At 64.0% G+C, this 15138-nt stretch carries 15 protein-coding genes and 1 tRNA gene; 12 read left to right on the plus strand and 4 right to left on the minus strand.

Translation table 11 applies throughout. The annotated features are described in order from the left end of the window. Window positions 1-282 precede the first annotated feature (282 nt). Window positions 283-376: transfer RNA gene (locus ACZYOF_RS36475), tRNA-Ser, on the minus strand. Window positions 377-900: 524 nt separating this feature from the next. Then, entirely contained in the window at window positions 901-3066 is a 2166-nt protein-coding gene (locus ACZYOF_RS36480) for a lytic transglycosylase domain-containing protein (RefSeq protein ID WP_463718802.1), read from the minus strand. A gap of 315 nt (window positions 3067-3381) precedes the next feature. Here ACZYOF_RS36480 and dapA point away from each other — a divergent pair, with 315 nt between their 5' ends. From dapA to ACZYOF_RS36500, 4 genes are all read left to right on the plus strand, one after another. Continuing rightward, window positions 3382-4272 carry a 4-hydroxy-tetrahydrodipicolinate synthase gene (gene dapA, locus ACZYOF_RS36485; protein ID WP_463718797.1) on the plus strand — a complete coding sequence of 297 codons (891 nt, stop codon included), beginning with the start codon at window positions 3382-3384 and terminating at the stop codon, window positions 4270-4272. A gap of 59 nt (window positions 4273-4331) precedes the next feature. Continuing rightward, the gene (mscL, locus tag ACZYOF_RS36490) at window positions 4332-4745 is read left to right on the plus strand and encodes a large conductance mechanosensitive channel protein MscL (RefSeq protein ID WP_282530770.1); all 414 of its coding nucleotides are present in this window, start codon (window positions 4332-4334) and stop codon (window positions 4743-4745) included. 1 nt (window position 4746) lies between these two features. After that, entirely contained in the window at window positions 4747-5220 is a 474-nt protein-coding gene (gene smpB, locus ACZYOF_RS36495; RefSeq protein WP_130584182.1) for an SsrA-binding protein SmpB, read from the plus strand. A gap of 96 nt (window positions 5221-5316) precedes the next feature. Next, window positions 5317-5898 carry a peroxiredoxin gene (locus ACZYOF_RS36500; protein WP_463718798.1) on the plus strand — a complete coding sequence of 194 codons (582 nt, stop codon included), beginning with the start codon at window positions 5317-5319 and terminating at the stop codon, window positions 5896-5898. A gap of 89 nt (window positions 5899-5987) precedes the next feature. Here the strand turns inward: ACZYOF_RS36500 and ACZYOF_RS36505 are convergent, their stop codons facing one another. Continuing rightward, entirely contained in the window at window positions 5988-6653 is a 666-nt protein-coding gene (locus ACZYOF_RS36505) for a uracil-DNA glycosylase (RefSeq protein WP_463718799.1), read from the minus strand. After that, complete coding sequence (locus ACZYOF_RS36510) at window positions 6631-7272, minus strand: LabA-like NYN domain-containing protein (RefSeq protein ID WP_028166658.1); 642 nt, start codon at window positions 7270-7272, stop codon at window positions 6631-6633. Before ACZYOF_RS36510 ends, ACZYOF_RS36505 begins: the two co-directional genes overlap by 23 nt. 353 nt (window positions 7273-7625) lie before the next feature. Here ACZYOF_RS36510 and rpoZ point away from each other — a divergent pair, with 353 nt between their 5' ends. From rpoZ to ACZYOF_RS36550, 8 genes are all read left to right on the plus strand, one after another. Next, entirely contained in the window at window positions 7626-8018 is a 393-nt protein-coding gene (gene rpoZ, locus ACZYOF_RS36515) for a DNA-directed RNA polymerase subunit omega (RefSeq protein ID WP_027583153.1), read from the plus strand. 215 nt (window positions 8019-8233) lie between these two features. Further along, complete coding sequence (locus ACZYOF_RS36520) at window positions 8234-10519, plus strand: RelA/SpoT family protein (RefSeq protein ID WP_394567066.1); 2286 nt, start codon at window positions 8234-8236, stop codon at window positions 10517-10519. A 108-nt stretch (window positions 10520-10627) separates the two neighbouring features. After that, window positions 10628-11398 carry a pyridoxine 5'-phosphate synthase gene (locus tag ACZYOF_RS36525; protein ID WP_463718800.1) on the plus strand — a complete coding sequence of 257 codons (771 nt, stop codon included), beginning with the start codon at window positions 10628-10630 and terminating at the stop codon, window positions 11396-11398. Beyond that, window positions 11395-11814 (plus strand): holo-ACP synthase, encoded by a 420-nt coding sequence (gene acpS, locus ACZYOF_RS36530; RefSeq protein ID WP_282530765.1) that lies wholly within the window; start codon window positions 11395-11397, stop codon window positions 11812-11814. Before ACZYOF_RS36525 ends, acpS begins: the two co-directional genes overlap by 4 nt. 284 nt (window positions 11815-12098) lie before the next feature. Next, complete coding sequence (gene lepB, locus ACZYOF_RS36535; protein WP_130581846.1) at window positions 12099-12857, plus strand: signal peptidase I; 759 nt, start codon at window positions 12099-12101, stop codon at window positions 12855-12857. After that, the gene (gene rnc, locus ACZYOF_RS36540) at window positions 12854-13678 is read left to right on the plus strand and encodes a ribonuclease III (protein WP_130581847.1); all 825 of its coding nucleotides are present in this window, start codon (window positions 12854-12856) and stop codon (window positions 13676-13678) included. Before lepB ends, rnc begins: the two co-directional genes overlap by 4 nt. Next, window positions 13668-14597: a GTPase Era gene (gene era, locus ACZYOF_RS36545; RefSeq protein WP_463718801.1), complete on the plus strand. Its 930-nt coding sequence runs from the start codon at window positions 13668-13670 to the stop codon at window positions 14595-14597. Before rnc ends, era begins: the two co-directional genes overlap by 11 nt. 13 nt (window positions 14598-14610) lie before the next feature. Continuing rightward, on the plus strand, window positions 14611-14991 hold the full coding sequence (locus tag ACZYOF_RS36550) for a hypothetical protein (protein ID WP_130581849.1): 381 nt from the start codon (window positions 14611-14613) through the stop codon (window positions 14989-14991). The last annotated feature ends 147 nt before the right edge of the window (window positions 14992-15138 follow it).

Below are 15138 nucleotides of genomic sequence, written 5' to 3' on the forward strand. Positions count from 1 at the left end.
CGCCATCAGACTCGCTCGAAAGCGAATCCAACCCGCACACATCATCGCATGGTCACTTTGGCGTAGAGCTCACCAGGCCGCCGCCCAGCGCGCGCACTTCAAAACAAAAAGACAACTGTAATGTTAGTCGCCCGACGGACTGCACCGACGCGTCAGGTCCGCTTTGGGGTCGTAAGCCGCCTGATTGCGCCGAACTAGTCTCCAAGACAGTAGAATCAGCGGTGCTAGACCCGCTTGGTAGAATGCGGTGATCGGCGGCAATATCGAACTATAGAGTGCAAATGGCGGAGACGGAGGGATTCGAACCCTCGATAGGCCTTTACAAGCCTATAACGGTTTAGCAAACCGCCGCCTTCAGCCACTCGGCCACGTCTCCGGCTGCGCCGATATGCACGACGCGCGGGCGAGCCGCAAGCGGCAGATTGAGGGGACACCGGACTGTGCGCCGGCGTTGGCGACCCGAGGCCTGATTACGCTGTGGATAACATCTGACGTTTAACACGCGACTCGATCGGACAGTGCTGATCTTGAAAGTGGATTTTCGCAGTAATTCTAATTATTTCAAAGAGTTATGGTGCGATCGGCTTGCCAGGGGATAGGGCAGGCTGTCACGGCTGGCTGAACCCTAACATTTACCGGTGTCGAGAAATAACGCGGAACGGCCTCTCAGGCGGTTGAAAGCCCTCTGGGTTCCCTGTTCCCCGCAATCTTGTCTCGGCGCCCATGGCTTGCAGCCCGGCTCAGACGATCTCGCCCTTCTTCGCGCTCACAGATGGCACTCCGAACCAGCCCAGGGCCTCCGTGTGTTCGCAACAGCAGGGTCGCCGCATCTGTCGTTAAGCGCGCTGCTCGGGACCGCCAACCTGCCCTGCCATTCGCCACTCTCTATTCGCTATTCGCCTATTCGACGCTGGCACCGCGGTGGAGGTCGGCTTCGATCTGCAGCCGCGTGCCGCCGCCGAACCGCGCGCGATAGACCTGCAAGTTCTCCATGATCCGCTGCACATAGTTGCGCGTCTCGGAGAACGGGATCAGCTCGACCCAGTCGACCGCGTCGACCTTGGGATCGCGCGGGTCGCCGTAGCGATCGATCCATTTCCGCACGCTGCCGCGGCCGGCATTGTAGGCCGCGAAGGTGAGGATGTAGGAGCCGCGATAGTCCTCGAGCAATCCGCCGAGTTCGGCGGCGCCAAGCGCGGCGTTGTAGACCGAGTCGGTCTTCATCCGGTTCAGATCAAACGCGACGCCGGCGCGCTTGCAGACATAGCGCCCCGCATCCGGCGTGACCTGCATAAGCCCATAGGCTTGCGCCGGCGAAACCACGGCCGGATTGAACGCGCTCTCCTGCCGCGCGATCGCATAGACGATGCTCCGCTCGATGTCCGGGCCGATCGACCTGAAGGACGGAATCCCGTTGATGGGATAGGCGTAGAAGTCGAACGGCAGACCACGGTTGAGCGCGGCCTTGCCCATCAACAGCATGCCGCGCGCATCGCTGTAGCGCGCCGTCAGTTCGCCGAGCCCGACCAGCGCCTCAGGGTCGCCGTTCTCGCCCATGTCGGCGAGCAGGGGAATTGCGAACTCGCGCTCGTCGAGCTCATAGAGCAGTTGCGCCGCGCGCACGATCTCCAACCGTTCGACGCCGCGGCCGCGTGCGCCCGGGACACCGTTCAGCTCGATCTGCGGCAAGCCGAGCTTGGCCCGCGCGAGCTGTCCGTAATAGCTGGTCGATTGCTCGGCCGCGCGCAGATAGGCCGCGCGCGCCTCCTGGTTGCGGCCGGCGGCTTCGGCGGCGCGGCCTTGCCAATAGCCGGCGCGCGCCAGCGCGGTTGGATTGACGCTGCCAACGCCGATGCGGGCGAAATGCTGCGCGGCGAGCCCGGGATCTCTGAGGAAGCGCAGCGCGATCCAGCCGGCGGTGAACTCCTGCTCGGTCTTGTAGATGTCGCGTGCGGGCAGCGCCGCATCGCGGGCGATCAGATAGGCGGTGCGGTTCTCGCCGACGTCGATCATCTTGCGCGCCAGCAGGCGCCGCTCGATCCACCATTCGTCGACATTGAACAGCCTCGCCGGATCCTTCGGCGTGCTCAGCATCAACTGCGCCGCTTCCGCGAACTTTTCCTCGCGGCGGAGCAACTGGATCCGGGCGAACAGATAGCCGGTGTCGCCGTGCAGTTCGCGCGGCACCGCTTCCAATAGCGCCCTCAGGTTGGATGCTCTCTTGTTGGCGCCGATCCGTGCCTTGGCGAGCGCGAGATAGCCCGAGCCCAGCCGCTTGGCCGCGCGCAGGCCGGCAGCCTCCTGCTCGGTGCCATAGAGCATCGTGTCCATGCGCGCCTTGTGATCGCCGGCGGTGAGCAGCGCCCCGAACAGGTCGAGCGCGGTGGTTTCCGTGTCCTCGCTCATGGGATCGCTGCGCCAGGCCTCGCGCGCCAGCCGCTCGGCATTGGCGCGGTCGCCGCGCGCGAGCATCGCTTTGGCCAGCGCGAACCGGCCCTTGGCCGAGACCGGCGACTCGTTCTCGAACCACGACCAGACCGCGGCATCTTCGCGGCGGTCGTCCCACAGCGCAGCCTCGAGACGGCGGCGCAAGAAGGTCTGCGAGGGCCAGCTCGGGTTGGCGGAGATGAAGGCGCGGTAGCGTTCGACCGAGGCGCCGTTGTTTTCGCTGCGCAGGATCAGCCACTCGGCGAGCTTTCTGGCGACGGGGTCGGAGATCGTCGCCTCGACATGGGTCGCATCGCCGGGCTTCTGCTTGCGGACGAGCTCGATGACGTTCTCGAGCGCGTCCTTGTCGCTCTGCGAAGTCGATGAGGTCGCGGCCACAGCGGCAGGCACCGTCGGCTTGCTCCGCGCCGGCGCCGCATGCTGGCGCGTGGCCGGCGCCAAATGGGCTGGGGGCGGAGCAGGTGCGTTGGACGATGTAGCCTTGAGAGCGGTGGCGGTATTCTTGGCGGCTGCAGGTGCGGGCGTGGTGGCGGCAGGCGTGGTTTTCGGAACCACACTGCGCGCGATCGGCCGCGGCTTTGGCAAGGGAACATTTGGGCCGGCCGCGGCTTCTGCCATCGCGGCCAGGGCGAAGGCCAACGCTAGCGATGTCGCCAAGGCGGTCGATCGCAATGCGGCAGCGCGGGGGGAAGGGGGCACGGCTTTCCTCTGCGGCGGCGAATCATCTGATCGCTGAGGCCTTAGCTGTATTTGATTGAATATGTGGACAAATTGCTAAAAGTGTCGCGGAAGCGATATTTGCGCCATGACAGCGGCAAAATCGCGGCTGGCAATGGGACGGGGACTGCGGCCCTTTCGCCTGGCCGCCGGACTCGATATGAATTGGCCTTTCTGACCCGCGCCGCAACCCTTAGAAGTGTTTGGAGGAAGTCCATGGCAGCCAAGACAAAATTCCGCGGCTCGTTCACCGCTTTGGTGACGCCATTCAAGAACGGCTCCGTGGACGAGGCGGCCTTTCGCTCCCTGGTGAACTGGCAGATCGCCGAGGGCACCAACGGCCTGGTTCCGGTCGGCACCACGGGCGAGAGCCCGACGCTCAGCCATGACGAGCACAAGCGGGTGGTCGAATGGTGCGTCAGTGAGGCCAAGGGCAGGGTGCCGGTCATCGCGGGCGCCGGTTCCAATTCGACCAAGGAGGCGATCGAGCTGTCCGAGCACGCCGAGCAGGCCGGCGCCGACGCCGTGCTGGTCGTCACTCCCTATTACAACAAGCCGACCCAGGAGGGGCTCTACCAGCACTTCAAGGCGATCAACGATGCGATTGGAATCCCGATCATTATCTACAATATCCCGCCGCGCTCGGTTATCGACATGTCGGTCGACACGATGATGCGGCTGTGGGAACTGAAGAACATCGCCGGCGTCAAGGACGCCACCGCGAGCATGGTGAGGGTGTCGCAGCAGCGGGCGGCGATGGGTGAGGATTTCAACCAGCTCTCGGGCGAGGACGCGACCGTGCTCGGCTACATGGCCCATGGCGGCCACGGTTGCATCTCCGTGACCTCGAACGTGGCGCCGCGGCTATGCGCCGAGTTCCATGCCGCCTGGCAGAAGGGCGATGTCGCGACCGCGCTGAAGCTGCACGACAAGTTGATGCCGCTGCACACCAACCTCTTCGTCGAGAGCAATCCCGGGCCGGTGAAATACGCGATGTCGCTGCTGGGCAAACTGGAGGAGCGGCTGCGGCTGCCGATGGTGCCGGTTGCCGAATCCACGCGCGTGGCCGTGCGCAGTGCCATGGTGCATGCCGGCCTGATTAACTAAAGCACGTCGGGTGGCGCCTGGCTGGTCCGGTCGGCCAGGTCGAGGAGAAGGGGCTTCGCATGCTCAAGGAATTCCAAGAGTTCGCGATGAAGGGCAATGTCGTCGATCTCGCGGTCGGCGTCATCATCGGCGCGGCCTTCGGCGCGATCGTGAATTCGCTGGTCGGCGACGTGATCATGCCCGTGATCGGCGCGATCACCGGCGGGCTCGACTTCTCCAACTATTTCACGCCGCTGTCGAAGGCGGTTACCGCCAGCAACCTCGCGGACGCCAAGAAGCAAGGTGCCGTATTGGCTTGGGGCAGTTTCCTGACGCTGACCCTGAATTTCCTGATCGTCGCCTTCGTGCTGTTCATCGTGATCCGGCTCATGAACCAGTTGAAGCGCAGCCAAGAGGCAGCGCCGGCGCCGGCGAAATTGACCCGGCAGGAAGAATTGTTGACCGAAATTCGCGATCTCCTCAAGAAATCCTGAAGTGGCCGAGAAAAACGAACGTCCGATCAAAGTCGTCGCCGAGAATCGCAAGGCGCGCTTCAACTATGCGATCGAGGACACCATCGAGGCGGGCATTGCACTGACCGGCACCGAGGTGAAGTCGATCCGCGGCGGCAAGAGCACGATCGCGGAGTCCTATGCGGATTCCAAGAACGGCGAGATATGGCTGATCAACGCCAATATCCCGGAATACCTGCAGGCCAACCGCTTCAATCACGAGCCGAAGCGCCCGCGCAAATTGCTGCTTCACAAGAAGCAGATCAGCAAGTTGATGGGCGCGGTCGATCGCGAAGGCATGACGCTGATCCCGCTGAAGCTCTATTTCAACGAACGCGGTCGCGCCAAGCTGTTGCTCGCGGTCGCCAAGGGCAAGAAGCTGCACGACAAGCGCGAGACCGAAAAGAAGCGTGACTGGGGCCGCGAGAAGGGCCGCCTGCTGCGCGCGCGGGGGTGAGATAAGCGAATAGCGAGTGGCGAATGGCGAATAGCGGCGGAGACCTTCCCTATTCGCCATTCGCTACTCGCCATTCGCCACATGACGGAGCGTAAGATGGCTCAACCAAACCTGCTTGAAGTCGACTGGAGCAAGATCCCCGCGCCGACCGATGATGGCGGCGCCGCGCATCTGGAGGGCATGGCGATCCCGCCAGTCAGCCTGGTGGCGACCGACGATACGTCAGTGACACTGTCTTCGCTGAAGGGACGCACCGTGGTGTTCGCTTATCCGCGCACCGGCGAGCCCGGCAAGATTGCGCTCGTCGACGACTCGGACATGATCCCGGGCGCGCGCGGCTGCACGCCGCAGACCTGCGCCTTCCGCGACCTGTTCGCCGAGCTCAAGGCCGCCGGCGCCAGCCACGTGTTCGGCCTGTCGACGCAGAGCAACGAATACCAGACCGAGATGGCGTCGCGCCTGCATCTGCCGTTCCCGGTGCTCTCGGACGAGACGCTCGAGCTGACGCGGGCGCTCAAACTGCCGACCATGGAAGTGGCGGGGCTGACGCTGATCAGGCGGCTGGCGCTGATCATCGACGACGGGCGCATCACCCACGTCTTCTATCCGGTGTTCCCGCCCGACCGGAACGCCGGCGACGTGCTGGAATGGCTGCGGGAAAATCCGGTAAGCAATTAGATTTGTAGGGTGGGCAAAGCGCAGCGTGCCCACCATTCACGGCCGGTGCAAGAAAGGTGGGCACGCTGCGCTTTGCCCACCCTACCGGATCAGCGATCCAAGTCCGCGCGCACCCGAGCGAATACGTCGCGGAACATCTTCGGCGTGAGCACGCCGGTATTCGTGTTGTAGCGCGAGCAGTGATAGCTGTCGTAGAGGTGGATATTGCCTGCCTTGTGCACGGCGCCGTGCGTAAAGGGCGCAGTGGCATTGCGCAGGCCGAGCGCCTTCACCGTCGATTCATGCGCGATGCGGCCGAGCAGGACGATGGCGCGCAGCCTGGGCATGGTCGCGATCGTCGCCACCAGGAACTTTCGGCAAGTGTTGATCTCGATCGGCAACGGCTTGTTCTGCGGCGGCACGCAGCGCACGGCGTTGCTGATCCGGCAATCGATCAGCCGCAAGCCGTCGTCCGGCCGCGCCTCGTAGACGCCCTCGGCAAAGCCGAACTCCAGCAGCGTCGCGTAGAGCAGGTCACCCGCATAGTCGCCGGTGAAGGGGCGCCCCGTGCGGTTGGCGCCCTGCAGCCCCGGCGCCAGCCCGACGACCAGCAGCCGCGCCTCGGCGTCGCCGAAGGACGCCACCGGCGAATTGAACCAGCCCGGCTGCTTCGTACGCGCCTCGGCGCGAAACTCGGCGAGCCGCGGACAGAGCGGGCAGTTGCTATCGGGTTCGATGGAGGCGGGAAGGAGGCTAGTCGTCGAAATCGTCGTCATCGGCCCGGGGCGCCGTGGTGGTGGCGCGCTGCAGGAATTGCGGCGCGTGGTGGCGAGACTCGCCGCGCTCGCGCGGGGCCGGGCGCTCGGACGGGTCGCGGCCGAGCTTGGATTGCAGTTCCACCAGGTCGGTGAAGACGTCGGCCTGGCGGCGGAGTTCGTCGGCAATCATCGGCGGCTGGCTTGCGATGGTCGAGACTACGGTTACCCGGACGCCGCGCCGCTGCACCGCCTCGACGAGCGAGCGGAAATCGCCGTCGCCGGAGAACAGCACCATCTGGTCGATATGCTCGGCAAGTTCCATCGCATCGACCGCGAGCTCGATGTCCATGTTGCCCTTCACCTTGCGGCGGCCGCTGGCGTCGATGAACTCCTTCGTGGCCTTGGTGACGACGGTGTAGCCGTTGTAGTCAAGCCAATCGATCAGCGGCCGGATGGACGAATACTCCTGATCCTCGATGATCGCGGTGTAGTAGAAGGCGCGGAGCAGGGTGCCGCGGCTCTGGAATTCCTTCAGGAGGCGCTTGTAGTCGATGTCGAACCCGAGCGTCTTGGCGGTTGCATACAGATTGGCTCCATCGATAAAGAGCGCGATCTTGTTGGAAACGGGTGACGACATCAAAGTTTCTCGCCTTTTGTTAGCTTCTCGGCGCAGCGGCGACGAGCCGCGCACCTTAGTTTCGCGTTGCAGCCTAAAGTCCGGTGAATCTTTCCCAACCACAGTCACCATCGCAATTATGGTGCGGCGAGGGCGAAATACCTACACTTTTGACGATGCAATGAAGAGAGTTACTTGTCCACAACGGCGCTTAGCCGCGTTACGGACGCTCCGGCCTTCTGGCCCCCTCACGGGTTAGCAGAGGTTTGGGCGAAGGCAAATCACAAATTTAATCTTGCGAAACCCCGCTTCGCCCTATAACTAACGCACAATAATCAGCAAATTCCTGTCCCAACTTAACGGAGCGACAGCATATGGCGCGCGTCACCGTCGAAGATTGCATTGATAAGGTCGACAACCGGTTCGACCTGGTCCTGTTGGCTGCCCATCGCGCTAGGATGATATCCTCGGGATCACAACTCACGGTTGATCGAGACAACGACAAGAACCCGGTCGTGTCGCTCCGCGAGATCGCGGACCAGACTATTTCCCCGGAAGACCTGCGCGAGGAACTGGTGCACTCGCTGCAGAAGTTCGTCGAGGTCGACGAGCCGGAGCCCGACACCGTGCCGCTGATCGGTTCGGCCGGCGCCAGTGTCGATGCTGATGATACCGAAGTGGCGATGGAGCGGATGACCGAGGAAGAGCTGCTGAAGGGCCTCGAGGGCCTCGCGCCGCCGGAAGAGCAGCCCGAAGAGGACGAATAGGTCCTCGCGGCGGTCCCCAACACGTTTGAACTGGCTGAAGGCCCGGGCACTGCCCGGGCCTTTGCTTTTGTTGACATTCCGACCGCGAGATGCGTCCCTGAAGCCTTGACGGAAATTGAACGATTTTCGGTTCGAACAGGCTAAAGCTTGGTTCGAAAGCGCACTAGATTAAAGGCGCGAGCCGCGGTCGGCTCGCGAGTTGAGGCAGTCATTCCATGGCGTATTGGCGCCGCACACCCCGCCAGATGCAGGCTGCGACCGACGCGGTCGCGGTGGCGCCTGACTCCGCGGTGGTGCAGAAGCCGCCCAAGCCGCGCGCCCGCATGATGCGGCAGTACGACCTGGTCGAGCGCGTCCGCTCCTACAATCCCGATACCAACGAAGACCTTTTGAACCGCGCCTATGTCTACGCCATGAAGGCGCATGGCACCCAGACCCGGGCGTCGGGCGATCCCTATTTCTCGCACCCGCTCGAGGTGGCGGCGATCCTGACCGGCCTCAAGCTCGACGACGCCACCATCGTCGCGGCGCTGCTGCACGACACCATCGAGGATACCGAGGCGACGCGGGCCGAGATCGACCAGGTGTTCGGCCACGAGATCGGCGCGCTGGTGGAGGGGCTGACCAAGTTGAAGCGGCTCGAGCTCGTCTCGCGCGAGGCCAAGCAGGCGGAGAACCTGCGCAAGCTGCTGCTCGCGATCGCAGATGACGTCCGCGTGCTCCTGATCAAGCTCGCCGACCGCCTGCACAACATGCGCACGCTGGAGTTCGTGCCGCCGGCCTCGCGCCGCCGCATCGCCGAGGAGACGCTGGATATCTACGCGCCGCTCGCCGGCCGCATGGGCATGCAGGAGATGCGGGAGGAACTCGAGGACCTCTCGTTCCACGTGCTCGATCCGGAAGCCTATGCGGTGGTCAAGCATCGGCTGGATGCGCTCGCCGAGCGCAACCGCAATCTGATCGGCGAGATCGAAAGCCAGCTTTCGAAGAACCTGCAGAAGAACGGCCTTTCCGCGCGCGTGTACGGCCGGCGCAAGCAGCCGTTTTCGATCTGGACCAAGATGGAGCGCAAGTCGATCGGCTTCGAGCAGTTGTCCGATATCTACGGCTTCCGGATCGTGCTCGGCGACGTCGAAGCCTGCTACCGCGCGCTCGGCGTCGTGCACACGACCTGGCCGGTCGTGCCCGGGCGTTTCAAGGACTACATCTCGACGCCGAAGCAGAATGACTACCGTTCGATTCACACCACCGTGATCGGTCCCGGCAAGCAGCGTGTCGAGCTGCAGATCCGCACCGAGGAGATGAACCAGATCGCCGAATTCGGCATCGCGGCGCATGCGTTCTACAAGGACGGCACGGGCTCGCCGACCGAGCGGTTGAAGCACGAGTCCAACGCGTTTGCCTGGTTGCGCCATACCATCGGCATTCTCTCCGAGAGCGCCAATCCGGAAGAGTTCCTGGAGCACACCAAGCTAGAGCTGTTTCACGATCAGGTGTTCTGCTTCACGCCGAAGGGCAAGCTGATCGCGCTGCCGCGCAACGCGAATGTGATCGACTTCGCCTATGCCGTTCACACCGACGTCGGCAACAGCGCGGTCGGCTGCAAGATCAACGGCAAGTTCGCGCCGCTGTCCTCCGAGCTGCAGAACGGCGATGAAGTGGAGGTCCTGACCTCGAAGGCGCAGTCGGCGCCGCCGTCGGCCTGGGAAGCGCTCGCGATCACCGGCAAGGCGCGCGCCGCGATCCGGCGCGCCACCCGCGCCGCGGTGCGCGACCAATATGCCGGGCTCGGCCGTCGTATCATCGACCGCCTGTTCGCCCGCGCCAAGATCGAATACGCCGACGACAAGCTGAAAGGCGCATTGCCGCGGCTGGCGCGCACCTCGATCGAGGATGTCCTGGTTTCCGTCGGCCGTGGCGAACTGAAAGCCTCCGACGTCGCGCGCGCGATGTATCCGGATTACAAGGAAGAGCGGCTGGTGCGCTACGGCACCAAGAAGGCGCTTGCCGCCAAGGCGCAGACGCCGCCGCATCCGGCGCGCGCGGCTTCGGTGATCCCGGTGCGCGGCATCAATTCCGAATTGCCGGTCAAGTTCGCGCCGAACGGCGGCGCGGTGCCGGGCGACCGCATCGTCGGCATCGTGACGCCGGGCGAGGGGATCACGATCTATCCGATCCAGTCGCCGGCGCTGAAGGATTTCGAGGACGAGCCCGAGCGCTGGCTCGATGTGCGCTGGGACATCGACGAGACCATGCCGCAGCGCTTCCCGGCGCGCATCCTGGTCCACAACGTCAACGAGCCCGGCAGCCTCGCGCAGATCGCGACCGTGATCGCCGAGCATGACGGCAACATCGACAACATCCACATGTCGCGCCGCTCGCCTGACTTCACCGAGCTGACCATCGACCTCGAGGTCTATGACCTCAAGCATTTGAGCGCTATTCTCGCCCAGTTGCGCGCGAAGGCCGTGGTGGCACGGGTCGAGCGCGTCAATGGGTAGGTCATCGTCATTGCCGGGCTTGACCCGGCAATCCATCTTTTCAAGAAGATGGATGCGCGGGTCGAGCCCGCGCATGACAGTCTAGGTTTTCTGGCAGCGAGTTACATCATGCCCGTTCCGCCGCTCCGCCTTGGAGTCAATGTCGATCACGTCGCGACGCTACGTAATGCGCGGGGCGGGGCGCGGCCCGATCCGGTGCGCGCGGCGCTCTTGGCCATCGAGGCCGGTGCCGACGGCATCACCGCGCATCTGCGCGAGGACCGGCGCCACATCCGCGATGAGGACATGGCGCGGCTGAAGGCGGAGATATCAAAGCCCCTCAATTTCGAGATGGCGGCGACCGACGACATGCTCCGGATTTCGCTCGCCACCAAGCCGCATGCGGTCTGCCTGGTGCCGGAACGGCGGCAGGAGCTTACCACCGAGGGCGGGCTGGACGTGGTCGGCCAGCATAATGCCCTGGCCCCGTTCATCGCGCGGCTGAGCCACGCCGGCATCCGGGTGTCGCTGTTCATCGCCGCCGACCCCAGGCAGATCGAGATGGCGGCGAGGCTGAAGGCGCCGGTGATCGAGATCCATACCGGCGGCTGGTGCGATGCCGTGGTCGACGGTGACAGGGAAAAAGCGGAAGCCGAGTGGCGGCGCATCGTCGAAGGCGCCAAAATGGCGCAGGCGGCCGGGCTCGAGGTCCATGCCGGCCACGGGCTCGACTATGATACGGCCGAGACGATTTCGGCGTTGCCCGAGATCAGGGAACTCAATATCGGCTACTTCATGATCGGCGAGGCGATCCTGGTCGGCTTGAAGGAGACCGTCCGCGCCATGCGCGCGGCGATGGACCGTGGCCGCAAGGCGATCGAGGGTGCGGGCGCGGCATGATCCTCGGTATCGGCTCCGACCTGATCGACATCACCCGGATCGCCAAGGTGATCGAGCGCCACGGCGACCGTTTCCTCGACCGCATCTTCACCGACGTCGAGCGCGCCAAGGCGCTGCGCCGCGCCAACAGCGAGAAGATGGTGGTCGCGACCTATGCCAAGCGCTTCGCCGCCAAGGAGGCCTGCGCCAAGGCGCTCGGCACCGGGATCATGCGCGGCGTCTGGTGGCGCGATATGGGGGTGGTGAACCTGCCCGGGGGGCGCCCGACCATGCGGTTGACCGGCGGGGCACTGGAGCGGCTCAAGCAAATCACCCCTGATGGACTCGAGGCGCAGATCGACCTTTCGATCACCGACGACTGGCCGCTCGCGCAGGCCTTCGTCATAATTTCGGCGGTCGCGCCGGCCAAACCTTGAGTCGGTGGACAGTGCGGCGCTCCGGAATCGGGTAAAACTAAAAAATCGTTGATTTTTCAATTGATTATGAAGTTTTAACGTGGCTCTTGATTGCGCGCCCCGTAACAACCGTCTAAAACGCCGCAGGGTAAACCGAGCCAGGGCAAATTCGGGTTCGCGCCGGGACTTGCTCTCTACACCAGACGTAGGAACATCTTCGTGACGCGAACGCGGAAAGCGCGATTCGCGTGAGGAGCGCGTTCTGCCACCGCGCAGTTAAGGCAGTTGCGGGAATTGGGAAAGCGATGAGCGTGACCACAGGGACGAAATCCGAAAGCGGCCTCGGCGAGACAGTCCGGGTCGTCATCCACGCGCTGATCATCGCGCTCGTGATCCGTACCTTCCTGTTCCAGCCCTTCAACATCCCGTCTGGCTCGATGAAGGCGACGCTGCTGGTCGGCGACTACCTGTTCGTGTCGAAATATTCCTACGGCTACAGCCACTACTCGATCCCGCTGTCGCCGCCCCTGTTCTCCGGCCGCATCTTCGGCTCGGAGCCGAACCGCGGCGACATCGTCGTCTTCCGCCTGCCGAAGGATGATTCGACCGACTACATCAAGCGCGTGATCGGGTTGCCCGGCGACCGCATCCAGATGAAGGAAGGGCTGCTCTACATCAACGACGTCCCGATCAAGCGCGAGCGGCTCAGCGACTTCATCGGCGAGGACCCCTGCGGATCCGAGGCGACCGCACGTGTCAAGCGCTGGAAGGAGACGCTGCCCAACGGCGTCAGCTATGAGACGCTGGATTGCGTCGATAATGGCTTCTACGACAACACCAATGTCTACACCGTGCCGGCCGGCCACTTCTTCATGATGGGAGACAATCGCGACAATTCGACCGACAGCCGCGTGCTGTCGGCGGTGGGCTACGTGCCCTTCGAGAATCTCGTCGGCCGCGCGCAGATGATCTTCTTCTCGATCGGCGAGGGCGAGCACGCCTGGATGTTCTGGCGTTGGCCGACCGCGGTGCGCTGGAATCGCCTATTCACCATCGTGCGATGAAAGACGATACGCCTGTCATCCAGAGTCTTCCGACTGCCGGCGAGCCGAGCGAGCAGCCCGACGCGGTCGGCACCGCTGCGCCGAAGAAGAAGCGCAGCAAGGCCAGCAAGGCGGTCGCCGAGAAGGAGGCGGTCGCCGCAACCGAGGCGCGTATTGGCTACAAGTTCTCGGATCCGGCGCTATTGATGACGGCGTTCACCCATGTTTCCGCGCTGAAGCCGGCCACCCGCCACCGCGCCGACAGCTACCAGCGGCTTGAGTTCCTCGGCGACCATGTGCTCGGATTGATCATCTCCGACATGCTCTATCGCGCCCATCCACGCGCGGACGAGGGCGAATTGTCGAAGCGTCTCGCCGATCTCGTGCGCAAGGAAAGCTGCGCCGACGTCGCAGAGCAACTCGGCCTGCTCGACGACATCAAGCTCGGCATGGTCAAGGCGGTCGAGGGGGCACGGTTGCGCAAATCCGTGCTGGGCGACGTCTGCGAGGCCGTGATCGGGGCGATCTTCCTCGACGGCGGCTACGAGGCCGCGGCGAAATTCGTCGAGCGGAACTGGATCGACCGGATGCGCAAGCTCCGCCGGCCGCTGCGCGATCCCAAGACCATGCTGCAGGAATGGGCGCAGAGCAGGGGCCTGCCGACGCCCGTCTACCGCGAGGTCGAACGCACCGGGCCGCATCACGATCCGCAATTCCGCGTTGCCGTCGATCTGCCGGGCTTGGCGCCGGCCGAAGGCGTCGGCCCGAACAAGCGCGCGGCGGAGAAGGCGGCGGCGTCCGCAATGATCGCCCGCGAAGGCGCCGGCAGTCATGACGGCTGAGTCGAGGGCGGAGACCGATCCGGCCGGGACGCGTTGCGGCTTCGTCGCCCTGATCGGGGCGCCGAACGTCGGCAAGTCGACGCTCGTCAACGCGCTGGTCGGCTCGAAGGTCACCATCGTCTCGCGCAAGGTGCAGACGACGCGCGCGCTGATCCGCGGCATCGTGATCGAGGGCAATGCGCAGATTATCCTGGTCGACACGCCCGGCATCTTTGCGCCGCGGCGGCGGCTGGACCGCGCCATGGTGTCGACTGCCTGGAGCGGGGCGCATGACGCCGACCTCGTCTGCGTGCTGCTCGACGCCAAGTCCGGCATCGATGCGGAAGCCGAGGCGATCTTCGCCAAGCTCGATAGCGTGGCCCATCCGAAGATCCTGGTGCTGAACAAGATCGACCTGGTGCCGCGCGAAAAGCTGCTCGCCTCGGCGAAGGCCGCCAACGACCGCCTGCGGTTCGAGAACACTTTCATGATCTCGGCGTTGTCAGGCGATGGTGTCGACGATCTGCGCAGGGCACTGGCAAGCATGGTGGCCGCCGGGCCGTTCCTCTATCCCGAGGACCAGATGTCGGACGCGCCGATGCGGCACCTGGCGGCCGAGATCACGCGGGAGAAGATCTACCAAAAGCTCCACCAGGAACTGCCGTACCAATCGACGGTGGAGACCGATAGCTGGACCGAGCGCAACGACAAGTCGATCCGCATCGAGCAGACGATCTTTGTCGAGCGCGAGAGCCAGCGCAAGATCGTGCTCGGCAAGGGCGGCGCCACGATCAAGTCGATCGGCGCAGAGGCGCGGAAGGAGATCGCCGAGATCACGGGCGTTCCCGTGCATCTGTTCCTGTTCGTCAAGGTGCGCGAAAATTGGGGCGACGATCCCGACCGCTACCGGGAAATGGGACTGGAGTTTCCCAAGGAATGATCGGGCTCTTCCGATGAAAGTACCCAGAAACGTGCTTCTGTTCGAGGTGCTGCTGTATCTGTCGCTGACGCTGGACGCGCTGTCGGTGGCGTTCCAGGACCGCACCCCGGGTGGCGAGATGACCGAGCAGATGATCACGGTCGTCACCTGGATGCAGGCCGGCCTGATCCTGCTGCTGGTCTACTTCGTCTACCTGGCGGCGCAGCACCGCAAGAACTGGCCGCGCTGGGTGCTGGCGGCGGTGCTATTGCTGTCGGTGATCTCGCTGTTGCAGGTGATCGGCAGCACCGGCATCCAGCTCGACAGCGGCGTCGAGGTGATCTCCTGCGCGCTGACGGCGGCGGGGCTCTATTTCTCCTTCACCGGCGACGCCCACGGCTGGTTCAACGCGTGAGGATGCGTAGGGCGGATTAGTCTTACTGAGTCAGAAGGTCGCGGCCGTTAGGGCTGAGAATCAAGTATTTGGAGAGATTCAGAATTTGGCGCACGGAGGGGCCAGATGAATCTCGATCAGCATGGAGAGAGTGAAGCGCGGTTTGCG

This window comes from Bradyrhizobium sp. LeoA1Lang, assembly GCF_055413685.1.

Coding starts and splice junctions, on each gene's coding strand:
- ACZYOF_RS36480 (WP_463718802.1), bottom strand. CDS start 3,066: ATGGCAGAAGCCGCGGCCGGCCCAAATGTTCCCTTGCCAAAGCCGCGG.
- ACZYOF_RS36525 (WP_463718800.1), top strand. CDS start 10,628: ATGCCCGTTCCGCCGCTCCGCCTTGGAGTCAATGTCGATCACGTCGCG.
- rnc (WP_130581847.1), top strand. CDS start 12,854: ATGAAAGACGATACGCCTGTCATCCAGAGTCTTCCGACTGCCGGCGAG.
- ACZYOF_RS36510 (WP_028166658.1), bottom strand. CDS start 7,272: ATGTCGTCACCCGTTTCCAACAAGATCGCGCTCTTTATCGATGGAGCC.
- dapA (WP_463718797.1), top strand. CDS start 3,382: ATGGCAGCCAAGACAAAATTCCGCGGCTCGTTCACCGCTTTGGTGACG.
- ACZYOF_RS36500 (WP_463718798.1), top strand. CDS start 5,317: ATGGCTCAACCAAACCTGCTTGAAGTCGACTGGAGCAAGATCCCCGCG.
- acpS (WP_282530765.1), top strand. CDS start 11,395: ATGATCCTCGGTATCGGCTCCGACCTGATCGACATCACCCGGATCGCC.
- era (WP_463718801.1), top strand. CDS start 13,668: ATGACGGCTGAGTCGAGGGCGGAGACCGATCCGGCCGGGACGCGTTGC.
- mscL (WP_282530770.1), top strand. CDS start 4,332: ATGCTCAAGGAATTCCAAGAGTTCGCGATGAAGGGCAATGTCGTCGAT.
- rpoZ (WP_027583153.1), top strand. CDS start 7,626: ATGGCGCGCGTCACCGTCGAAGATTGCATTGATAAGGTCGACAACCGG.
- lepB (WP_130581846.1), top strand. CDS start 12,099: ATGAGCGTGACCACAGGGACGAAATCCGAAAGCGGCCTCGGCGAGACA.
- ACZYOF_RS36505 (WP_463718799.1), bottom strand. CDS start 6,653: ATGACGACGATTTCGACGACTAGCCTCCTTCCCGCCTCCATCGAACCC.
- ACZYOF_RS36550 (WP_130581849.1), top strand. CDS start 14,611: ATGAAAGTACCCAGAAACGTGCTTCTGTTCGAGGTGCTGCTGTATCTG.
- ACZYOF_RS36520 (WP_394567066.1), top strand. CDS start 8,234: ATGGCGTATTGGCGCCGCACACCCCGCCAGATGCAGGCTGCGACCGAC.